Origin of the sequence: Streptomyces sp. ICC4 (assembly GCF_003287915.1) — a bacterium.
GTDB classification, from domain to species: Bacteria; Actinomycetota; Actinomycetes; order Streptomycetales; family Streptomycetaceae; genus Streptomyces; species Streptomyces tritrimontium.
Genome location: NZ_CP030286.1, coordinates 4,323,271 through 4,344,491, shown reverse-complemented (window position 1 = coordinate 4,344,491; position 21,221 = coordinate 4,323,271). Strand labels below are relative to the sequence as shown.

Annotated in this window: 20 protein-coding genes; all 20 read left to right on the top strand. The window is 71.2% G+C overall.

What is annotated here, in order from left to right; genetic code table 11:
* Positions 1-25 precede the first annotated feature (25 nt).
* The 20 genes from DRB89_RS20140 (at position 26) to DRB89_RS20045 (ending at position 21,099) form a co-directional block, all read left to right on the top strand.
* Entirely contained in the window at positions 26-505 is a 480-nt protein-coding gene (locus DRB89_RS20140) for a VOC family protein (protein ID WP_343234826.1), read from the top strand.
* Between the two features lies 1 nt (position 506).
* Positions 507-2,327: an AGE family epimerase/isomerase gene (locus DRB89_RS20135; protein ID WP_112448567.1), complete on the top strand. Its 1,821-nt coding sequence runs from the start codon at positions 507-509 to the stop codon at positions 2,325-2,327.
* Positions 2,328-2,363: 36 nt separating this feature from the next.
* Complete coding sequence (locus tag DRB89_RS20130; RefSeq protein ID WP_112448568.1) at positions 2,364-2,720, top strand: STAS domain-containing protein; 357 nt, start codon at positions 2,364-2,366, stop codon at positions 2,718-2,720.
* Positions 2,717-4,852 carry a glycogen debranching protein GlgX gene (gene glgX / locus DRB89_RS20125; RefSeq protein ID WP_239516245.1) on the top strand — a complete coding sequence of 712 codons (2,136 nt, stop codon included), beginning with the start codon at positions 2,717-2,719 and terminating at the stop codon, positions 4,850-4,852. The genes DRB89_RS20130 and glgX overlap by 4 nt, the downstream gene beginning before the upstream one ends.
* Positions 4,853-4,913: 61 nt before the next feature.
* A complete protein-coding gene (locus tag DRB89_RS20120; RefSeq protein ID WP_112448569.1) occupies positions 4,914-5,222 on the top strand; it encodes an STAS domain-containing protein in 309 nt (102 codons plus the stop codon).
* Between the two features lie 5 nt (positions 5,223-5,227).
* A complete protein-coding gene (locus DRB89_RS20115) occupies positions 5,228-5,692 on the top strand; it encodes an anti-sigma regulatory factor (RefSeq protein ID WP_239516244.1) in 465 nt (154 codons plus the stop codon).
* A complete protein-coding gene (locus DRB89_RS20110) occupies positions 5,674-6,933 on the top strand; it encodes a PP2C family protein-serine/threonine phosphatase (RefSeq protein ID WP_112448570.1) in 1,260 nt (419 codons plus the stop codon). Before DRB89_RS20115 ends, DRB89_RS20110 begins: the two co-directional genes overlap by 19 nt.
* A 1-nt stretch (position 6,934) precedes the next feature.
* Entirely contained in the window at positions 6,935-7,678 is a 744-nt protein-coding gene (locus DRB89_RS20105; RefSeq protein ID WP_112448571.1) for a MinD/ParA family protein, read from the top strand.
* A 79-nt stretch (positions 7,679-7,757) separates the two neighbouring features.
* A complete protein-coding gene (locus DRB89_RS20100) occupies positions 7,758-8,498 on the top strand; it encodes a type 1 glutamine amidotransferase domain-containing protein (RefSeq protein WP_112448572.1) in 741 nt (246 codons plus the stop codon).
* Positions 8,499-8,543: 45 nt separating this feature from the next.
* Positions 8,544-10,028, top strand: coding sequence for an aldehyde dehydrogenase family protein (locus tag DRB89_RS20095; protein WP_112448573.1), 1,485 nt, complete (start codon positions 8,544-8,546; stop codon positions 10,026-10,028).
* A 40-nt stretch (positions 10,029-10,068) separates the two neighbouring features.
* A complete protein-coding gene (locus tag DRB89_RS20090) occupies positions 10,069-10,686 on the top strand; it encodes an NAD(P)-binding domain-containing protein (RefSeq protein WP_112448574.1) in 618 nt (205 codons plus the stop codon).
* Positions 10,671-11,195 carry a (2Fe-2S)-binding protein gene (locus tag DRB89_RS20085; protein WP_112448575.1) on the top strand — a complete coding sequence of 175 codons (525 nt, stop codon included), beginning with the start codon at positions 10,671-10,673 and terminating at the stop codon, positions 11,193-11,195. The genes DRB89_RS20090 and DRB89_RS20085 overlap by 16 nt, the downstream gene beginning before the upstream one ends.
* A 5-nt stretch (positions 11,196-11,200) precedes the next feature.
* Positions 11,201-13,696 carry a xanthine dehydrogenase family protein molybdopterin-binding subunit gene (locus DRB89_RS20080; RefSeq protein WP_239516243.1) on the top strand — a complete coding sequence of 832 codons (2,496 nt, stop codon included), beginning with the start codon at positions 11,201-11,203 and terminating at the stop codon, positions 13,694-13,696.
* A complete protein-coding gene (locus tag DRB89_RS20075) occupies positions 13,693-14,514 on the top strand; it encodes an FAD binding domain-containing protein (RefSeq protein ID WP_162688660.1) in 822 nt (273 codons plus the stop codon). Before DRB89_RS20080 ends, DRB89_RS20075 begins: the two co-directional genes overlap by 4 nt.
* Before the next feature lie 26 nt (positions 14,515-14,540).
* On the top strand, positions 14,541-15,818 hold the full coding sequence (locus DRB89_RS20070) for an MFS transporter (RefSeq protein ID WP_112448577.1): 1,278 nt from the start codon (positions 14,541-14,543) through the stop codon (positions 15,816-15,818).
* On the top strand, positions 15,815-17,356 hold the full coding sequence (locus tag DRB89_RS20065; RefSeq protein ID WP_112463365.1) for an ATP-binding protein: 1,542 nt from the start codon (positions 15,815-15,817) through the stop codon (positions 17,354-17,356). The genes DRB89_RS20070 and DRB89_RS20065 overlap by 4 nt, the downstream gene beginning before the upstream one ends.
* Before the next feature lie 81 nt (positions 17,357-17,437).
* Positions 17,438-17,779 carry a nuclear transport factor 2 family protein gene (locus DRB89_RS20060; RefSeq protein ID WP_112448579.1) on the top strand — a complete coding sequence of 114 codons (342 nt, stop codon included), beginning with the start codon at positions 17,438-17,440 and terminating at the stop codon, positions 17,777-17,779.
* 105 nt (positions 17,780-17,884) lie between these two features.
* Positions 17,885-18,532 (top strand): TMEM175 family protein, encoded by a 648-nt coding sequence (locus DRB89_RS20055; protein ID WP_112448580.1) that lies wholly within the window; start codon positions 17,885-17,887, stop codon positions 18,530-18,532.
* A gap of 72 nt (positions 18,533-18,604) precedes the next feature.
* Positions 18,605-19,900: a transposase gene (locus DRB89_RS20050; RefSeq protein WP_112448581.1), complete on the top strand. Its 1,296-nt coding sequence runs from the start codon at positions 18,605-18,607 to the stop codon at positions 19,898-19,900.
* The gene (locus DRB89_RS20045; RefSeq protein ID WP_112448582.1) at positions 19,900-21,099 is read left to right on the top strand and encodes an XdhC/CoxI family protein; all 1,200 of its coding nucleotides are present in this window, start codon (positions 19,900-19,902) and stop codon (positions 21,097-21,099) included. Before DRB89_RS20050 ends, DRB89_RS20045 begins: the two co-directional genes overlap by 1 nt.
* The last annotated feature ends 122 nt before the right edge of the window (positions 21,100-21,221 follow it).

The following is a 21,221-nucleotide window of genomic DNA, read 5'->3' as shown; positions in this document are numbered from 1 at the left end:
CCGCCCCCACCCTGCCCTGCCCGCCTTGGCCGCGCCCTGGGTGGCGTACACCCGGGCGGCGGGGACGATGCGCTGGTCGCACGTGGGCCTGAACTGCGTGGACCAGAAGGCCACCGAGGAGTTCTACACCCGGTACTTCGGCTTCACCCGGGCCCGGGTGGTCGACCTCGGGGACGCCCGGATCGTGTTCCTGCGCCAGGGGGACGTGTACCTGGAGCTCTTCGGGGCGGGCACCGAGCCGGCCGGCACGGCACTGCACGACGGACCGCCGGCCCCGGGCCGGATGCGCCACCTGGCCTTCCAGACCGACAGCGTGGACGCCTTCCTGTCCACGCTCGGCGACGCGGCCGAAGTGACCCTGGGGCCACTGGACTTCGGCGACTTCATCTGCGGGTGGCGGACCGTGTGGGTCCGCGATCCCGACGGGGTGATCGTCGAGGTCAGCCAGGGATTCGAGGACGAGCACCCGCATGAGGGCTTCCACGACGACAAGGACGGTGTATGACATGGCGGATGCCGTGAGCTTCTCCTTCTCCGACACGATCGCCGGCTACGTCACCCGCTTCGACTCCGGGTCGCGCCTGCTGCGCCTGAAGACCTCGGACGGCCGCGCGTTCGACGTCTCGCTGGCCGGCGACCCCAGCGCCGAACTGGTCCGCAACCTGGACGAGCCGTACATCGACGCCTCCGGGCACATCGACGAGATGCTCTCGCCGGGCCGGTTCCTCTACGTCTACGGGGTCCACTACCCCGAGCACGGCGGCCGCTTCGAGGCCAAGCGCCTGGTGTTCCTGGGCCGCGGGGCCGAGGACTTCCGCTTCGAGGAGCCCAGCTGGTGGATCAAGCAGATCGAGTCGCTGGCCGACTTCTACAAGCGGGCGCAGTTCGGTGACGGGCCGGTGGACTTCGCCGAGTACCGCACCGAGATCCGGCTCGGCGGCGACAAGACCGCCAGCCACGTCCAGGAGACCGACACGATCTCCCGGCTGGTCTACGGCATGGCCTCGGCCTACCTGCTGACCGGCAAGGACGAGTACCTGGAGGTCGCCGAGCGCGGCACCGAGTACCTGCGCAAGCACATGCGGGTCGTGGACAGCGAGGAGGACGTGGTCTTCTGGTACCACGGCATCAGCGTCGACGGGGACAGCGAGCGCAAGCTGTTCACCTCGGAGTTCTCCGACGACTACGACGCGATCCCGATGTACGAGCAGATCTACGCGCTGGCCGGCCCGATCCAGACCTACCGGATCACCGGCGACGTCCGGATCAAGAACGACGCGGACGCCACCATCCGGCTGTTCGACAAGTTCTTCAAGGACCCGGAGCAGGGCGGCTACTACTCGCACATCGACCCGATCCTCTTCAGCGCCGACCACGAGTCCCTCGGGGAGAACGCGGAGCGCAAGAACTGGAACTCGGTCGGCGACCACGCGCCGGCGTACCTGATCAACCTGTACCTGGCGACCGGCGACCAGAAGTACGCCGACTTCCTCGAGTACACCTTCGACACCATCGCGGACAAGTTCCCGGACTACAAGAACAGCCCCTTCGTCCAGGAGCGCTTCTTCCGCGACTGGTCCCACGACACCGCGCACAGCTGGCAACAGAACCGCGCGGTCGTCGGCCACAACCTCAAGATCGCCTGGAACCTGATGCGGATGAACTCGCTGAAGGCCAAGCCGGCCTACGAGGAGCTCGCCCGCAAGATCGGCGAGATCATGCCGGCCGCCGGCAGCGACGTGCAGCGCGGCGGCTGGTACGACGTGGTGGAGCGGGTGAAGGAGGGGGACCAGGAGACGTATCGTTTCGCCTGGCACGACCGCAAGGCCTGGTGGCAGCAGGAGCAGGCGATCCTCGCCTACCTCATCCTGAACGGCACCGTCGGCGGCGACGCCTTCCTGCGCGAGGCGCGGCAGGCGCAGTCCTTCTACAACACCTTCTTCCTCGACCACGACGAGGGAGCCGTCTACTTCAACGTGCTCGCCAGCGGTACCCCGTACCTGCTCGGCACGGAGCGGCTCAAGGGCAGCCACTCGATGTCCATGTACCACTCCGCGGAGCTCTGCTACCTCTCCGCCGTCTACAACAACCTGCTCGTCAACGGCCGGGAGATGGACTTCCACTTCCAGCCCGACCCGAGCGGCTTGCCCGACCGCGTGCTGCGCGTCTCGCCCGACCTGCTCCCCGCCGGCTCGGTGCGGATCGCGTCCGTCGACATCGACGAGAAGCCGTACACGGACTTCGACGCCGACGGGCTCACCGTCCGGCTGCCCGACGTCCAGGGCCGGGTCAAGGTCAAGGTCCGGCTGCGGCCGACCGCTCACTAGCGCTCAACGGGGGCGCCCCACTCAGAGGGGAAAGCAATGACCCTGAACGTGAAGGAACGACGCAACAAGACGGGCACCGTGCTCGTCGCAACCGGCGAGATCAACAGCGAGACCTCCGGATCGCTGCTCCAGACGCTGCTGCCGCTGGTCCGCGAGGGCAAGCCGCTGCGCATCGACCTGACGGCCGTCACCTACGTCTCCAGCGCCGGGCTGCGCACCCTGCTCGTCGTCTACCGCGAGGCCCAGCACGCCGGGGTCGCCGTCACCCTCTACGGGGTGAGCGAGGAAGTCCGGTTCGTCATGTCGGCCACCGGCTTCCTCGACTTCTTCTCCACCGGCGAGGCCGAGGCGGCCACCGTCAAGGCGGCCGCCCGGGCACGGGCCGCGCGATGAGCGAGCCGGTGTCCGAACAGGTGCTGCGCGTCGACGCGTACCCGACCCACGAGGTGGGCGGGTACCGGGTCCGGGCCGGCAAGCCGTTCCCCTTCGGGGCCAACGTGGTCCCCGGCGGGGTCAGCTTCTCCGTCTTCTCCGACCAGGCCACCTCCATGACCCTGGTCCTCTACAAGCGCGGCGAGCCCGAACCGATGGCCGAACTGGAGTTCCCCAAGGAATTCCGCACCGGCAGCGTCTTCGCCATGACGGTCTTCGGCCTCGTCCACGAGAACATCGAGTACGGGTACCGGGCCGACGGCCCCTACGACCCCGTCACCGGCCACCGCTTCGACGCCCGCCAGGTGCTCTCCGACCCGTACGCCCGGCTGATCGCCGGCCGCGACGTGTGGGGCGTGGAGCCGGACCGCAGCCGCGGCTACCAGTACCGCTCCCGCGTCTGCCTCCAGGACTTCGACTGGGGCGACGACACCCCGCTGGGCGTCCCCGCCGAGGACCTCGTCGTGTACGAGACCCACGTGCGCGGCTTCACCCGGCACCCCTCCTCGGGGGTCACCGCCCCCGGCACCTTCGCGGGGCTGCGCGAGAAGATCCCGTACCTGAAGGAGCTCGGGGTCAACTGCATCGAGCTGCTCCCGGTGTTCGAGTTCGACGAGAGCGACAACCCGCGCACCAACCCGGAGACGGGCGAGCAGCTCTTCGACTACTGGGGCTACAACACCGTCTCCTTCTTCGCCCCCAAGGCCGGCTACGCGGCCACGGGACGCTACGGCATGCAGGGCGACGAGTTCCGCACCCTGATCAAGGAACTGCACGCCGCCGGCATCGAGGTCATCCTCGACGTCGTCTTCAACCACACCGCCGAGGGCAACGAGCACGGCCCGACGATCTCCTTCAAGGGGCTCGACAACGCCACGTACTACATGCTCACGCCCGAGGGGTACTACTTCAACTTCAGCGGCACCGGCAACACCGTCAACTGCAACCACCCCGTGGTGCGCAACTACGTGCTCGACTGCCTGCGCCACTGGGTCGCCGACTACCACATCGACGGTTTCCGCTTCGACCTGGCGGCCATCCTCGGCCGCTCCGCCGACGGCACCCCGCTGCCCAACCCGCCGCTGCTGGAACTGCTCGCCTACGACCCCGTCCTGCGGCACACCAAGCTCATCGCCGAGGCCTGGGACGCCGGCGGCCTCTACGAGGTCGGCAACTTCCCGGCGTACGGCCGCTGGGCGGAGTGGAACGGCAAGTACCGCGACACCGTGCGAAGCTTCCTCAAGGGCGACCCCGGGGTCACCGGGGAGCTCGCCACCCGGATCGCCGGCTCGCCCGACCTGTACTCCAGCCGCGGCACCTCCGCGTCGGTCAACTTCCTGACCGCGCACGACGGTTTCAGCCTCGCCGACCTGGTCTCCTACAACGACAAGCACAACGAGGCCAACGGCGAGGGCAACAACGACGGCGGCAACGACAACGCCAGCTGGAACTGCGGCGCCGAGGGCCCGACCGACGATCCCGAGGTCAACGCGCTGCGGCTGCGCCAGATGAAGAACGCCCTGGCCATCCTCTTCACCAGCCAGGGCATCCCGATGCTCCTGTCGGGCGACGAGGTGGCGCGCAGCCAGCAGGGCAACAACAACACGTACTGCCAGGACAACGAACTGTCCTGGTTCGACTGGGACCAGGTCGACGAGAACTCCGAACTCCTGCGGTTCACCCGGGAGATGATCGCCTTCCGCAAGCACCACCGCGAACTGCGCTCCACCTCCCACCCCACGGGACAGCTCAGGGACAGCCTCGGGCTGCCCGACATCAGCTGGCACGGGGAGCGGGCCTGGCAGCCCGACTGGTCGCCGGAGAGCAGGCTGCTGGCGGTGGCCCGCTGCGGCACCGGTGACGACGACGTGGTGTACGTGGCCATGAACTCCCACTGGGAACCGCACGACCTGGAACTGCCCGCGCTGCCGGGAGGCCGCGTCTGGCACCTCTTCGCGGACACCGGGGCGAGCGCCCCGTACGACATCCGCACCCCCGGCGCCGAGCTCGAACTGGAGAACGCCGGCAAGTACCTGATCGGCCCGCGCTCGGTCGTGATCCTGGTCGGCCGCACGCCGGACGCCGAGCTCTAGCGCGCGCTCCGGCCCGCGCGAACCCGTACGCCGTACGCCGTACCTCCGAAGGAGACCTGACATGCCGCTTTCCGTGTCCCTGAGCATCGAGGGCGACACCACCGTGATCGAGCTGGAGGGCGAACTGGACGCCAAGACCGCGCCGGACTTCCACCGGACCATCGAGAAGGCCGCAGGGCACGGAACCAGCACCGTCGAGATCAGGATGGCCGGCGTCGGCTACATGGCCAGTGCCGGACTGCGCTCCCTGGTCTTCGCCCAGCAGAAGGTGGGGGACCACGTCACCATCAAGGTGGTCGGCGCCATCGAGCCCGTCGCCCGGACCATCCGGACGGCCGGGCTGGACCGCAGCATCGTGCTCACCGACTGAGTCCGATGGCTGACCTGGTCAAGTCGGCGGTGACCGCCGCGGAACTGGAAGTGCCCGCCACCCTGGGGGCGCTGGGCGACATCGCCGCGCTCGTCCTGCGGCTGGCCGGGGGAGCGGGCCTCGACAAGGGCTCCGCCTACCGGATCCGGCTGGCCGTGGACGAGCTGGCCACGAACATCGTGGTGCACGGGTACCGGGGCGGCGACGGACGGATCACCGTCAGGGGCCGCTCCGGCCCGGGCCGGGTGCAGATCGCCATAGAGGACCGGGCGCCGGCCTTCGACCCCGTCCGGGGGAGGCTGCCGCCCGACCGGGAGAGTGCCCCCGAGCGGCGCCGGATCGGCGGCCTCGGCATTCACCTGGCACTGACCAGCGTGGACGAGTTCGGCTACGTACGCAGGGACGGCCGCAACATCAGCACGCTGACCGTGATGGCTGAGGGGACTGACCCATGCCCTCCACGACCGTGATCATCCTCGACCAATACCCGCCGCCGCCCATCGAACTGCTCGACGCGCTGGGGGAGATGGACGCGGAACTCGTGCCCCGCACCCTCGCCGACCTGCTGTCCGGCCCGCTGGAGGACCTGCCCGAGGCGGACGTGCTGCTCGCCCCGGCCGAGGCCGACGGGGAGTCCGTCCGGACGGCCGTGCGCAGGCTGCGCCGCTGGGCCGGCGCCCCCATCGTGGTCGTCTGGACCGTGACGGCGTTCGCCGCGCTGGAGGAGCACGTCCGGATCGGCCACGACTACCTCGTACCGCCCTTCCTGCCCTCGCTCGTCGGGGCCCGGCTGCACAGCTGCTCGGAGCGCGCCGGACTCGGCCGCACCCTGCGCGAAGCCGACGCCCGCGCCGAACTCATGGGGTACGAGAAGGAGCTGGAGATCGGCCGGGAGATCCAGGCCGGCTTCCTGCCGGAATCCCTGCCGGTCCCCGACGGCTGGGAGATCGACGTGTGCTTCCGGCCCGCGCGGCAGGTCGCCGGGGACTTCTACGACGTCTTCGAGCTCTCCCGGGGCCGGCGGCTGGCCTTCGTGGTCGCCGACGTCTGCGACAAGGGGGTCGGCGCCGCCCTCTTCATGGCGCTCATCCGCTCCCTGCTGCGGCACACCGCCGAGAACAGCGGCCTCCAGCACCTGGTGGCCGCCGGCCGCACCGGCAACAGCCGGCGGATCCCGGTCGTCGGCGCCACCCCGCTGCTCAACGCGGTCACCGCCACCAACGGCTACCTGACCCGCAACCACCTGCGCCAGGGCTACTTCGCCACGCTCTTCTTCGGGGTGCTCGACCCGCTCACCGGCTCGCTGGTCTACATCAACGGCGGACACAACCCGCCGCTGCTGCTGGCCGCCGACGGCGCGGAGCCGCTCGCCCTGGACGTCACCGGCCCGGCCGTCGGGGTGCTCCCGGACTGTGTGTACACGCTCGGCTACGCCCAGCTGAACCCGGGCGACACCCTCTTCGTGTTCACCGACGGAGTGCCCGAGGCCCGCTGCCCCAGCGGGACCTTCCTCGGGGACGAGCGGATGCTGCAGCTGCTTTCCGGCCCGCCGGTCAGCGGCAGGGAGATGGTCGACCGGATGGACACCGCCGTACGCGAACACACCGGAACAGCGGAACAGCACGACGACGTCACCATGCTGGCCCTGCACCGGCCACGCGCGGCGCGGGGGCCGCACGACGGCAGTGCGGGCCACAAGGTCGTGGCCTGAGATGACCCGGACCATCGTGGTGCACTCGTACCGCGGCGGGACCGGGAAGTCCTCGGTGCTGGCGAACCTGGCCCTGCTCATCGCCGCCGGGGGGCGCCGGGTCGGGGTGATCGACACGGACATCCAGTCGCCCACCCTGGACCAGCTCTTCCGGCTGGGCCCCGGCCCCTCGCTGGCCGACTACCTGCTCGGACGGTGCGAGATCGAGGCCGCCGCCCAGGAGGTCGCCCTGCCCGGGCTGTACGTCGTACCGGCCCGGACCGGGACGGCGGCCCTGCGCGAGCTCATGACCACCGGCTACGACGTGGGGCTGCTGCCCGAGGGCTTCGACCGGCTGTCCTGCCACCACGACCTCGACGTCCTGCTCCTCGACACCCATGCCGGGCTCAACAACGAGTCGGTCACCGCCATGGCCAGCGCCGACGTGCTCCTCATCATGGCCAGGGCCGACCGGATCGACCTGCTCGGCGCCGCCGAGACCATCGCCCTGACCGGCCGGCTCACCTGCCGCCGGACCCTGGTGATGAGCATGGCCCCCGAGGGCGTCGACCGGGAAGCCGCCCGGCGGCGGGCCGAGGAGGTCTACCGCACCCCGCTGGCCGGAATCCTTCCCTACGTACCGGAAATGGCCGCCCTCTACGGGGAGCGCATATTCGCGGAAGCGCATCCCGACCATCCCCTGGTCAGTGAATTCCGCACCATCATCTCGGCGTTGGACGCACGTGACGAAGTATCGCGGGCCTGACGTCAGGCCCTTACGCCCCTAGGCGGGGGCGTGTTGAATCGGCAGCGAATCCGGCGCATCATGAACAAGGAGAAGAGTCATGAAGATTCTCGTCGTCATGACGGCCAAGGCCACGCTTCATCTGCTGGACGGGGAACAGCACCCCTCGGGTTTCTGGGCCGAGGAATTCGCCGTCCCCTATGCGCTCTTCAAGAACGCGGGCCACAGCGTGGACGTGGCGACGATCGGGGGACTGGTCCCCACGGTCGACCAGACCAGCGTCGACCCCCAGTTCCTCCAGTGGGTCCGGCCCCAGGGCTCGGCGGACGAGGACGCGGCCAACGCCGCCGAGTACGTCCGCGTCATCGGCGAGAGCCCGCAACTCAGAAGTCCGATCGCGCTGGAGTCCCTGGGCGAGAAGGACATCGCCGGCTACGACGGCATCTACATCAGCGGCGGCCACGGCGCCATCGGCGACCTGCCCAAGTCCGACGAGCTCGCGCAGATCCTGCGCTGGGCCATCGCCCAGGACAAGCCGCTCGCCACCGTCTGCCACGGCCACACCGCACTGCTCGCCCTGCGCGACGGCGAGGGCCGCTGGCCCTTCGAGGGCTACCGCATGACCGCCTTCTCGCACAGCGAGGAGCTGGTCACCAACATGGCCGGCCGCCTCCCGCTGATCCTGGAGGCCGAACTCACCCGGCTCGGCGCGCGCTACGAGAAGGCCGAGGCCATCTGGGACTCGCACGTCGTGGTGGACCGCAGGCTCACCACCGGCCAGAACCCGTACTCCTCCAAGGCCCTCGCGCAGACGTTCCTGGCCCAGCTCGCGCGGGACTGACGAAGCCCCGCTCCTCGCATCCGACACCGGAAGGCAGCCACAGCCATGACCAAGCGCGAGCTCAGCGACCAGCCCTTGGCCAACCCCGGAAAGCTGTTCATCGGCGGCACCTGGGTCCCGGCCCGGGACGGCCGTACCGAACCGGACATCAGCCCCGTGGACGGCCAGGAGATCGTGCCGGTGGCCCAGGCCGCCGCCGCCGACGCGGACGCGGCCGTGGCCGCCGCCCGCACGGCGTACGAGGAAGGTCCGTGGAGCAGACTGTCCGCCCAGGAGCGCGCGCTGCGGCTGAACCGGGTCGGTGAGCTCATCGAGCGCGACCTCGAGGAGATCGCCCTGCTCGAGACGGTGGACATGGGCAAGCCGTTCGCCTTCTCCTCCACGGTCGACGCCCCCATGGCCGCCCAGCTCATGCACTACTACGCCGGCGCCGTGACCCGGGTGGACGGCTCCTCCAGGGCCCCCGCCGGCGGACAGCTCGCCTACACCCTGCGCGAACCGCTGGGCGTGGTGTGCGCCATCACCCCCTTCAACTTCCCGCTGCTGCTGTCGATGACGAAGATCGCCCCGGCCCTCGCCGCCGGGAACACGGTCGTCCACAAGCCCTCGCCGGCCACCCCGCTCACCGCCCTGAAGATCGCCGAGCTGTTCCAGGAGGCGGAGATCCCCGACGGGGTGCTGAACGTCATCACCGGTCCGGGCGTGGAACTGGGGGAGACCCTCACCGGCCACCCCGGCATCGACAAGATCGCCTTCACGGGCTCCACCTCGGTGGGCCAGTCGATCATCCGCAAGGCGGCCGGCACCCTGAAGAAGGTGACGATGGAGCTCGGCGGCAAGTCCGCCAACATCGTCTTCGCCGACGCGGACCTCGACGCCGCCGAGGAGCTGGCCTTCTTCGGCATCTACTACAACAAGGGCGAGATCTGCACCGCGGGCTCCCGCCTGCTGCTCCAGCGCCCGATCCACGACGAGATGGTCGAACGGCTCGTCACCCGGGCCGCGGCCCTCAAGCCCGGCGACCCCCGCGACCCGGCCACCCTCTTCGGACCGCTCGCGCACCAGGGCCAGTTCGACAAGGTCAGCTCGTACATCGAGGTCGGCGAGAAGGAAGGCGCCGTCCTGCGCACCGGCGGCACCGGCTGGACCCCCCAAGGGGCCTCGCACGAGGGGCTCTACTTCCTGCCGACCATCTTCACCGGCGTCGACAACGGCATGCGGATCGCCCAGGAGGAGATCTTCGGGCCGGTCCTGTCGATCATCCCCTTCGACACCGAGGAGGACGCCGTGCGCATCGCCAACGACAGCGCGTACGGCCTCGCCGCCGGCGTCCACACCAAGGACCTGCGCCGCGCCCACCGGGTCGCCTCGCAGATCAAGGCCGGCACGGTCTGGGTCAATTGCTACAACCAGTACGACCCCGCCGTGCCCTACGGCGGCTACAAGGCCTCCGGGTACGGGCGCGAGTGCGGCCCCGAGTCCCTGGAGAGCTACACCCAGACCAAGTCGGTCTGGATCGGAATGGACTGACCCGGAACGGACGGACCCGGCAACCACCTGAGGAGCCCTCATGCGGATCGGCATCATCGGCACCGGCCGGATCGGCTCGACCCTGGCAAGGATCCTCGTGGCGGCGGGCCACCAGGTCGTGCTCGCCAACGCCCGGGGACCGCGCAGCCTCGCACCCCTGCTGGCCGAACTGGGCCCCGCGGCCTCGGCGGCGCACCCCGCCGAGGCCGCGGACCGGGCCGACGTGCTGGTGCTGATGGTGCCCTTCGACAGCGTCGAGGGGCTGCTGGAGCCGGACGCGCTGCGGGGCACCGTACTCGTCGACGCCACCAACGCGTTCGCCCCGCCGGGCGGCGCCCCGCGGAATTCGGAAGGGCGCGGCTCCAGCGAACTCGTCGCCGAGTGGTATCCCGGCGCACGGCTGGTGAAATCCCTGAACACCATGCATTTTGAAACACTCGCCGTGGCCGGGACTTCCGACGGCCCGCGTCTGGCCCATTTCACGGCGGGTGACGACGGGAAAGCGAAAGACATCGTCGCGGGAATCATCGCGGATCTCGGATTCGCCCCCGTCGACACCGGCCCGCTGCATTCCGGAGGAATTCTCCAACAGCCCGGCGGGCCCCTCTTCAACCGGCCGCTCACGGAAGCGCAGGCGCTGGCATGGACCTCACACTGAATGTGAACGGAAGACCGGAGCGGTTCTCGGCCCAGCCGAACGAACTGCTCGTGGAACGGCTCCGCGACGGCCTCGCGCTGACCGGGACCAAGGTCGGCTGCGACACCGGCCAGTGCGGCAGCTGCGTCGTCCGGCTCGACGGCCGGTCCGTCAAGAGCTGCCTGATCCTCACCGTCGCGGCCGCCGGCTCCGAGGTGGCCACCATCGAGGGCGTCACCACACCCGGCGGCGAACTCACCGGTCTCCAGGAGGCCCTGCGCCAGGAGCACGGCACCCAGTGCGGCTTCTGCACCCCCGGCATGGTCATGGCGCTGGGCGAGCTCGTCGACAACACGGCCGAACGCGAAGCGCCCACCGAGCCCGAGATCCGCGAGTGGCTCACCGGCAACCTGTGCCGCTGCACCGGCTACCACAGCGTCGTACGGGGAGTGCAGCGCGCCTGCTCCGCCGCCCGCGGCGAGGCCTCCGCCGAGCACGCCGACGCCGCCGTGTCCGGACAGGAGGGATGAAGGGGATGACCGCAGTGACGGGGGAGACTCCCCTCCAGGAAGCGCCGGCCGCCGCCACGCCGGCCGCCGCCACGACGACCGCCGCCACGACGACCGTCGACCCGCCGCCCCAGGACCCGCCGCTCCAGGGCAGCGGCCTGCTCGGGCAGCCGCTCGACAGCCGCGAGGATCCGCAGCTGCTGCGCGGCGAGGCCGTGTACGTGGCCGACATCGACCTGCCGGGCACCGCCCACATGGCGATCCTCGGCAGCCCGGTCGCGCACGCGAAGATCCTCTCCATCGAGACCAAGGCGGCCGAACAGCTGCCCGGCGTCCTGAAGGTGGCCACCGCCGCCGACTTCACCGACGTCATGCCGCTCCCCTGCATCTGGATACCCGGCGGGGTCGAGAGCCACTTCCCGCCCCACCCCTACGGACTTCCCGGCGCCCGCCCGGTGCTGACCGGCGACACCGTGCGCCACGTCGGCGACCCCATCGCGGTGGTCGTCGCCGAGACCCCGCGCCAGGCCGCCGCCGCGCTCGCCGCCATCGCCGTCGAGTACGAGCCGCTGCCCGTCGTGACCCGCGCCGACGCGGCCCTCGCCGAAGGCGCGCCCCAGCTGCACGAGGCCGTCCCGGGCAACCTGAACGCGTACTGGACCTGCGGCGACAAGGACCGCACCGACGCGGCCATCGCCGAGGCCGAGGTCACCGTCGAGCTCGACCTGGTCAACCAGCGCACGATCAACAGCCCCATCGAACCCCGCGGGGCGGTCGGCGACTACAACGCCGCCACCGGCGAGTACACGCTCTACGCCTCCACCCAGGGCCCGCACAACCACCGCTTCCTGCTCTCCGCCCTGGTTCTCGGCATCCCGTTCAACAAGCTCCGCGTCGTCGCCCCGACCGTCGGCGGCAGCTTCGGCACCAAGGGCTACCTCTACCCCGACATGCCGCTGGTGCTGCTGCTCTCCAAGGCGCTCGGCCGGCCCGTGAAATGGGTCGACACCCGCACCGGGCTGATGAACTCCACGGTCCAGGGCCGCGACCACCGCCAGCACGTGGTCCTCGCCGGCACCCGCGACGGCCGCATCACCGCCGTGCGCGCCACGAGCTACGCGAACCTCGGGGCCTACCCCTCCACCATCGGCCCCGGCGTCGCCACCGCCCTGATGGGCCGCTCCATCAGCGGCATGTACGACATCGACGCCGCCTTCTGCGAGGTCTACGCCGCCTTCACCAACACCGTCTCGCTCGGCGCGCAGCGGGGCAGCGGGCGCGCCGAGGCCGCCTTCCTGATGGAGCGGCTCGTCGACCGGTACGCCGGCGAGATCGGCATGGACCCGGCGGCCGTCCGCCGCAAGAACCTGGTGCCGAAGGAGAAGTTCCCCTACGACAACGGCCTGGGCTGGACCTACGACTCCGGCGACTACCAGCTCAACTTCGACCGGGCCATGGAGCTGTCGCAGTACGTCGAGATGCCCGCCCGCAAGGCCGAGGCCCGCGCCCGCGGCAAGCGGCTCGGCGTCGGCATCGCCTCCTACGTCGCGATCTGCGGGGTCGGCCCCTCCACCCGGATGTCCAAGGAGGGCATGCTCGGCGGCACGTGGGAGAGCGCCAACATCCGCGTCCACCCGACCGGCGAGGTCACCGTCACCGTCGGCTCCGCCTCCACCGGGCAGAGCCACGGCACCGTCTTCGCGCAGGTCGCCGCCGACGAGCTCGGCATCGACCCGGCACAGGTCCAGGTGTACGAGGGGGATACGCAGAAGGCCCCGTACGGCCAGGGCACTTACGGCTCGCGCTCCTACAGCATGGCCGCGCCGGCCATCGCGCTGACCGCCCGCAAGATCAAGGCCAAGCTGGTCAAGGCCGGAGCCGTCTTCCTCGGCGTCCCCGAGGACAAGGTCGTCTACGAAGGCGGCAAGGTCCACGAAGAGGGCAACGAGGAGAACGCCAAGACCTTCGCCGAGCTGGCGATGGCCATGTGGTACGGCTGGGGGCTGCCCCCCGAGATCGAGCCGGCCCTCGACGAGACCACCCACTTCGACCCGCCGGACTTCAACTACCCCTTCGGGACGCACGTGGCGGTCGTCGAGATCGACGAACTGACCGGTGAGACCGAGGTGGTGGCCTACACCGCGGTCGACGACGCCGGCAACATCGGCAACCCCAAGATCGTCCTCGGCCAGATCGAGGGCAGCATCCTGCACGGCCTCGGCCAGGCCCTGATGGAGCACGCCGAATACGACGAGGACGGCCTGCTCGTCAGCCGCGACCTGAACCACTACGCCCTGCCGCGCGCCGCCGACGCGCCCTTCTACACCCTCGGCAAGACCACCACGCCCTCCCCGCACAACCCGCTCGGCGCCAAGGGCGCGGGCGAGATCGCCACCGTGCCGCCCGCCGCGGCCGTCGTCAACGCCGTCGTCGACGCCCTCTCCGACCTGGGCGTCCTGCACATCGACATGCCCGTGACCCCCGAGAAGGTCTGGCGCCGCCTGAGAGGGGAATCCCAGTGATCCTCGCCGATTTCGACTACGTCCGGCCCGTGGGCCTGGACGAGGCCCTGACCCTGCTGGCAGGCCGTCCCGGCGCCCGCGTGCTGGCCGGCGGCCAGAGCCTGCTGCCCGGCCTGCGCACCGGTGAGGAACGGGCCGCCCTGGTCGTCGACATCCGCCGGCTGGAGGAGCTGCGGGGCATCGGGCGGGCCGCCGACGGGATCCGGATCGGAGCGGCGACCACCCTCGCCGAACTGGCCGCGCACCCGCTGGTCCTGGCCCGCGCCCCGGAGCTCGCCGCCGCGGCCCGCGCCAACGGGGACCCGCAGGTCCGCAACCTCGGCACGGTGGGCGGCAACCTCGCCGCCGGGGGCCGCGCCACCGATCTGCCGGTGGCCGCCATCGCCGCCGGCGCCACGGCCGAACTGGCCGGGCCCGGGCGCCGGGCCGTGACCGCCGAGGAGCTCGCCTCCTCCGGGGTCCCGGCCGGCACCGTCATCACCGCGCTCCTGGTGCCCGGAGCCGGGCCGGCCGCCGCCTTCGAGAAGACCGCCGACCGGGCGACCCGCTACCCGGTGTGCGCCGCCGCCGTACGGATCACCCCCGACGGGCCGCGCATCGCGGTCACCGGGGCCACCGTCCGCGCGACCCGGCTGCGCGGGGTCGAAGAACGGCTGCGCGGGGGCCCGTACACGACGGAGACCGTGCTCGAGGCCTTCCGCGCCGAGCCCCGGGAGCTGTTCGTCCCCGGGCGCGGCACCTCGGCCGAGTACCTCGGCCACCTCGCGGGGGTGCTCACCGCCCGTGCGCTGGCGCGGGCAGCTCAGTCCCTCGGCTGACCGCCCACCAACGGGGAGTTGACGCAGTGGAACCCTTTCCGACGACCGCGACCACCACGGGGGTCACCGTGCGCCCAGCCGTCGACGCGCCCGGAGGACCGAGAGGCACGGGCTTCTGGGTGGTGGGCGCGGTCCTCGTCCTGCTGATGCTCTCCTCCTCCGTCCCCTCCGCCCTCTACGTGCTCTACCAGCAGGAGTGGGGCCTGTCCTCCGGCATGATCACGGTGGTCTTCGCCCTGTACGCCGTCACCGTGCTCGCCGGACTCCTGCTGTTCGGGTCGCTGTCCGACACCCTCGGCCGGCGGCCCGTGCTCGGCGCCGGACTGGTCCTCGCGATCGTCTCGATGGGCCTGTTCGCCGGGGCCGACGGGCTCGGCCTGCTGCTCGCCGCCCGCGCCGTGCAGGGTCTCGCCGTGGGCCTGGCCACCGGGGCCATGGGCGCCGCGCTGCTCGAACTCGCACCGCGCTCCCGGCCCGCGCTCGGCGCCCAGGTCAACAGCGCGGGACCGACCATCGGCATCGGGCTCGGCGGCATAGGCGCCGGACTGCTGGTCCAGTACGCGCCCGCGCCGACCGTACTGACCTACCTGCTGCTCGTCGGGGCCTTCGCCGTCGCCCTGGTCGGCGTCGTGCGGATGCGCGAGAGCGCCCCGGCCCGGCCGGACCCGGGCGGCGGCGGCCGCTTCAAGATCATCCCGCACCGGATCCGCGTCCCCGCCGCCGCCCGCGGCCGGTTCGCCGTGCTGATCCTGACCATCGTCGCCGTCTGGTCGGTCGGCGGCTTCTACCTCTCCCTCGGCCCGCACCTGGCCCTCTCCCTGCTGGAGAGCACCAACTACCTGGCCGGCGGCGCCACCGTGGCCCTGCTCGCCGGCGCCGCCACCGCCGCCCAGCTGCTGCTGGGCCGCACCGAGGCGCTGCGCACCGCCGTCCTCGGGCTGCTCGGCCTGCTGGCCGGGCTCGCCCTGGTGCTGCTCGCGCTCGGCCTCGGCTCGGCGCCCGTGTTCCTCGCGGCCACCGCCGTGCTCGGGGCCGGCTGGGGCGCCGCCTTCCTCGGCGCCTTCCGTGCGCTCAGCGCGCTGGCCGAGCCCGCGCACCGCGGCGAACTGACCGCCGCCGTCTACGTCTTCGCGTACCTCGCGATGAGCGTGCCGGCGGTCCTCGCCGGGCTGTTCACCAACATCCACGGCCTGCACCGGACCTCGGTCGGCTTCATGGCCGCCGTCGCCGCGGTCTGCGTGCTGGCCCTCCTGGCCACCCTGCGGCTGGCCGCCCGCACCCGGGCGCAGGGGAGCCCGTCATGAGCACCGCCGCCGGTCCCGCTGCCGGTCCCGCCGTCGGCCCGGGCGCGGACCTGCGCGAGGCCCTGCGCGCACTGGAGATCTTCGCGGGGCTCACCGGCGAACAGCTGGACTGGCTGGTCTCGGTCTCCGAACCCCGGGTGCTCGCGGACGGGGAGGTCCTCTTCCGGGACGGCGAGGAGGCGACCGGCTTCCACGTCCTGCTCTCGGGCGGGCTCGTGGTGACCAAGGTCGTCGACGGCCGCGAGGAGGTCCTGACCCGGCACTCCACCGAGGAGGAGGGCGCGGAGGCCGAAGGCCACGACGGCAAGCCCTCGGCCGCGCACCGGTTCACCGGCGAACTGCCGCTGCTCACCGACGGGGCGTACGTGGCCACCGCCGCCGCGAGCGGGCCCGCCACCACCGTGGTGGCGTACGCGAAGCCGGTCTTCTTCGAGATGCTGACCCGCTGCCACGGGGTGGCCGCCGTACTGATCCCCGTACTGGCCTGGCGCATCAAGTCCTCGGAGGTCCAGGCCCGCAAACGGGCCACCGTCGAGGCGCTGGGCACCCTCGCCGCGGGCCTCGCGCACGAGCTGAACAATCCCGCGGCGGCCGTCGCCCGGGCCGCGCAGGAACTGGCGCCCGCCCTGGACCAGCTGACCCGGACCGCCCAGGCCTGGGGCGCGGCCGCCTCGGGCACCGAGCGCTCCGTCTTCGACCGGCTGGCCGACGAGCTGGACAAGGTGGCCCCGCCCGTGGTCACCGATCCGCTGGGCCAGGCCGACGCCGAGGAGGAGCTCGCCGACTGGGCCGAGGAGACGGGCGCGGAGCGGCCCGGGTTGCTCGGCTCGGGGATCAGCGACCTCGGGCTGGAGCTGGGCTGGCTGCTGGAGCGCCTGGAGGGGATCGGTGAGCCGGCCCTGCCCGCCGCCCTGGACCACCTCGCGGCGCTCCTGGAGATCCGCTCGCTCGCCGCGGAGCTGCGGGCGGCCGGTCCCCGGATCTCCCAGCTGGTTGCGGCCACCCGGGATTACGCCAATCTCGACCGGGCCCCCGAGCAGCGCTTCGCGGTGACCGACGGGCTGGAGAACACGCTGGTCGTCCTGCGTGCCAAGCTCTCGGGAATCGCGATCGTCCGTGCTTACGACCCCGACCTGCCCGAACTGACGGGCTATCCCAGCGAGTTGAACCAGGTGTGGACCAACCTGGTCGACAATTCGGCGGCCGCCATGGAAGGCGCCGGCACGCTCACCCTGCGTGCCCGGGTCGAAGGCGTCTGCATGGAGGTGGAGATCGCGGACACGGGCTCGGGCATAGCCGAGGAATCCCTGCCCAGGATCTTCGAACCCTTCTACACGACCAAGGACGTGGGGAAGGGGACCGGCCTCGGGCTGCACCTCAGCTACCGGATCGTGACCCAGCGTCACCACGGTTCGATCACCGCCCGCTCCCGTCCGGGGGAGACCCGGATGACCGTCCGGCTGCCGCTGTCGGGGACGGACCCGTCCTGCGCCGTACCCGAACCGCCCGAACCGCCCGAACCGCAGGGCCGCCCGTAGAAGAGCCACCCCTAGAAGAGCCGCCCGTAGAAGAGCCACCCACCGAAGAGTCACCCATCGAAGAGTTGAAGTGGAGTCGACATGCCCAAGTACGACATCGCCACGCTGCACCCGGTCTTCGTCCGTCAGATGGAGGCGCTCGCCGCCCTGGACATCGAAGCGGTGATGAAGAACTACACCGACGACGCGGTGCTGTTGCGCTTCGAGGGGGTCTCGGTCGGCATCGACGCGGTGCGCGAGACGTTCACCGGCTACCTCACCGTGAAGCCCGCCCTGGTGGAACTCCAGGAGTACGTCGAGACCGACGACACCATCTTCTACCGGGCGATCATGAACCTGAACGGTGAACCGGAGCACGCGTTCGGGACACTTGTGGTCCGCGATGGCCGAATCTGGCGGCAGACAGCCGGCTTTGGCAGCTGACCGCCGAAATCTGGGTAGCGTGTGCGGGGAGGGCGGAGAAGGACGTGCGCCCTCCCCGTATGTGCGCCAGGCGTAGATATATGCAAGCAGTGCGAAGGGGAGGTCATGGAAACCGAAACCGGTCGGGTCGAGGCATTCAGTGACGGTGTATTCGCGGTCATCATCACCATCCTCGTTCTGGAATTGAAAGTTCCGGAAGAAACGGGATCCGACTTCTGGCACGGAGTGCGGGAACAGTGGCCGCACTACGCCGCCTATGTGGTGAGTTTCCTCATCATCGGAGTGATGTGGGTGAACCACCACACCATCTTCAGTCACATCAAACGGGTCGACCGTCCTTTGCTGTTCCTGAACCTCCTGGTGCTGATGGTGGTGTCGGTGGTCCCGTACACGACCAACGTGCTCGCCGAGCACCTCATGGAGGAGGGCGGGTCGGCCAACGCGGCGGCCGTCCTCTACAGTCTCGTCACCGTGGCCTACGCCTTGGCGTTCCTGGCCTTCTGGTGGTACGTCACCCGGCTCGGGCACCTCTTCCACGAACAGGTGGACAAGGACGGCGCCCGCGCCACCAGGGTCCGCTTCGGCCTGGGCGCCATTGCCTACCCGTGCACCGTCGCCCTGGCGTTCTACTCCGCACCGCTCACGCTTGTCGCACACTTCCTGATCGCGATCTACTATGCGGCGAACCAGATCCCCATCCCCCTCGTGGTAGAGGAAGAGCGGCTCGAAACTGCCAGCGACCTCAGGAAGTAGCCGCCGGGGCCTACGGCCGTTCTCCACGGTCAAGTAGGGTATTGGATCTAGCTGGTCGCGGGGGAGGCCCAGATGGCTCGCGTAGTCCTGCCGGAGGAATCCACGAAGGAAATCTCCGAATTGATCGACGTACTGATCTCGCTCTTCTTCGAGTCCTTACCTCGGCGGGACCAGCGAAACTGGGCCCGCGTATATCTGAACGGCCTGGTGCGGACGAGCGGAAAGAAAACAATCCGCAACATCGCCGGAACAGGGGCCAGTTCCGTCGAACAGAGCCTCCAGCAGTTCATCAGCAAGTCCCCCTGGGACTGGACCCCCGTCCGCCGGTCCCTCGCCCAGCACCTCGAACGGACCGCGCAGCGCCCGCTGGCCTGGGTGGTCCAGCCGATGGTCATCGAGAAGGCCGGAGACCGCTCGGTCGGCGTGGGCCGGCAGTTCGTCCCCCAGCTCGGCCGCACCGCCAACTGTCAGCAGGCCAGCGGGATCTGGCTGGCGTCCAGCGACGCGGGCTTCCCCGTCGAATGGACCCTCACCCTCCCCGGTCCGTGGACGGCCGAGCTCCTGCGCCGCCGCAGGGCCGGCATCCCCGACACCGCACGCTCGCTCACCCCCGCCCAGGACGCCGTACACGCCGTCCAGCGGATGGCCGCAGGCTGGCAACTCCAGCGCAGGCCCGTGGTGATGGAGGTGTCCAACGCAGAACTGCCCCAGTGCATCGAGTCGTTCGCGCTCCAGGACATCCCCTTCGTATTCAAAGTGGACGGCACCCTGCCCGTCTCCTTCGGCGGGGCCGGCCGCCACAAGCCCGGCCCGCACACCGCGCCCGCCCGTGAGCTCATCGACTCCCTGCGCTCCCAGCGCCGCGTCGTCGAATGGACCCGGCACGGCCGCACCGAGGGGGCGGTCACCCTGCTCACCTCGGCCGCCATCTTCGCCACCCCCGGCGAGGACCGGCTCGTCCCCGCGCCGCCCACCCCGCTGCTGCTCGTCGGGGCGTGGACCGAAGCGGCCCTGCTGCCCTCGGAGTTCTGGATCACCAACATCGGTGACCGGCCGCTCGCGCAGCTGTTCCTGCTCGCCAAGCTCACCGACCGGGTGGACCTCGACTTCGCCGAGGTCTGCGAACCCGCCGGGATCCGCGATTTCGAAGGCCGCTCCTTCCGCGGCTGGCACCACCACGCCACCCTCGCCAGCGTCGCCCACGCCGCGATGCTGCTCGGCGCGCGCGGACGGGAACCGGAGCGGTACCCCGCCCCCTCCCGGCCGGCCGTCCCCCGTACGGTCGCCGCCCACACCGCCGTCGGGCCGGTGCTGCCGTCGAGACCGCTCCTCCCCGGGCAGAGCCCGCGCCGCGAGTACATCCGCTGATGCTCGACATCGCCGCGGAGCTACGCGCGTGGTGCGCCGCCGGCCGGGACTTCGCGCTGGCCACGGTCGTCGCCGTCAGCGGCAGCGCGCCGCGCGGACCGGGCGCCTCGCTGGCCGTCGACTCCGCGGGCAGCGCGCTCGGCTCCCTCTCGGGGGGCTGCGTGGAGTCCGCCGTCCACGAGCTCTGCCTGGAGGCGATCGACTCCGGCGAAGGCGGCGTCCACCGCTTCGGCTACAGCGACGACGACGCCTTCGCGGTCGGGCTGACCTGCGGGGGAGTACTCGAAGTCCTGATCACTCCGGTACGCCGGCACGACCCCGTGCGGCCCGTCATCGGCGCGGTGCTCGACGCCGCCCGCGACGGGGCCCGCTCCGCGCTCGGCCGGGTGGTCTGCGGTCCGCCCGAACAGCTCGGCCGGGCGCTGGCCGTGCACGCGGACGGCTCGTACGAGGGCCGCCTCGGCGGCAGCGCCGAGCTGGACCGGGTGGCCGCCGAGCGGGTGCGGGTCTGGCTCGCCGCCGGGCGCACCGGCACCACCGAGCTCGGCGGCGCCGCGGGCGGATGGTGCGGGGCCCCGCTCACCCTGCTCGTGGAGTCGGCGGCCGCGCCGCCCCGGCTGCTCGTCTACGGGGCCATCGACTTCGCCGCCGCCCTCGCCCGGATCGGGGCCTTCCTGGGCTACCGGGTCACGGTGTGCGACGCACGGCCCGTCTTCGTCACCGCCGCCCGGTTCCCCGATGCCGACGAGGTGGTCGTGGACTGGCCGCACCGGCACCTCGCCGCGGAATGGGAGGCCGGCCGCCTCGACCCCCGCACGGTGGTGTGCGTACTGACCCACGACGCCAAGTTCGACATCCCCCTGCTGGCGCTCGCGCTGCGGCTGCCGGTCGGGTACGTGGGGGCCATGGGGTCCAGGCGCACGCACGAGGAGCGGACCGGGCGGCTGCGCGCCGAGGGGCTGCCGGCCGCCCTGCTGGACCGGCTGCGCTCGCCGATCGGCCTGGACCTCGGCGGCGGGACCCCCGAGGAGACGGCCCTGGCCATCGCCGCGGAGTTCACGGCCGAGCGGTACGGACGCGGCGGCGGGCCGGTCCTCCCGCTGGCCCGGAGCGCGGGACCGGTCCACCGGCGGCCGGCCGCGCCGCACCCGGCCGCGCCGCACCCGGCCGCGGTGGCCCAGGGGTCTAAAGTCCCGTAGGAAACGACCATGCGGCCCCATGTGTCCTGGACGATCGGCCCGGGCCACGTAAACGCCAGGGCGTGGGACAATGAAGTACGTGCGTTTCCTCGGCTGCCCTGACGTGGGTAGGACGGGCTCCT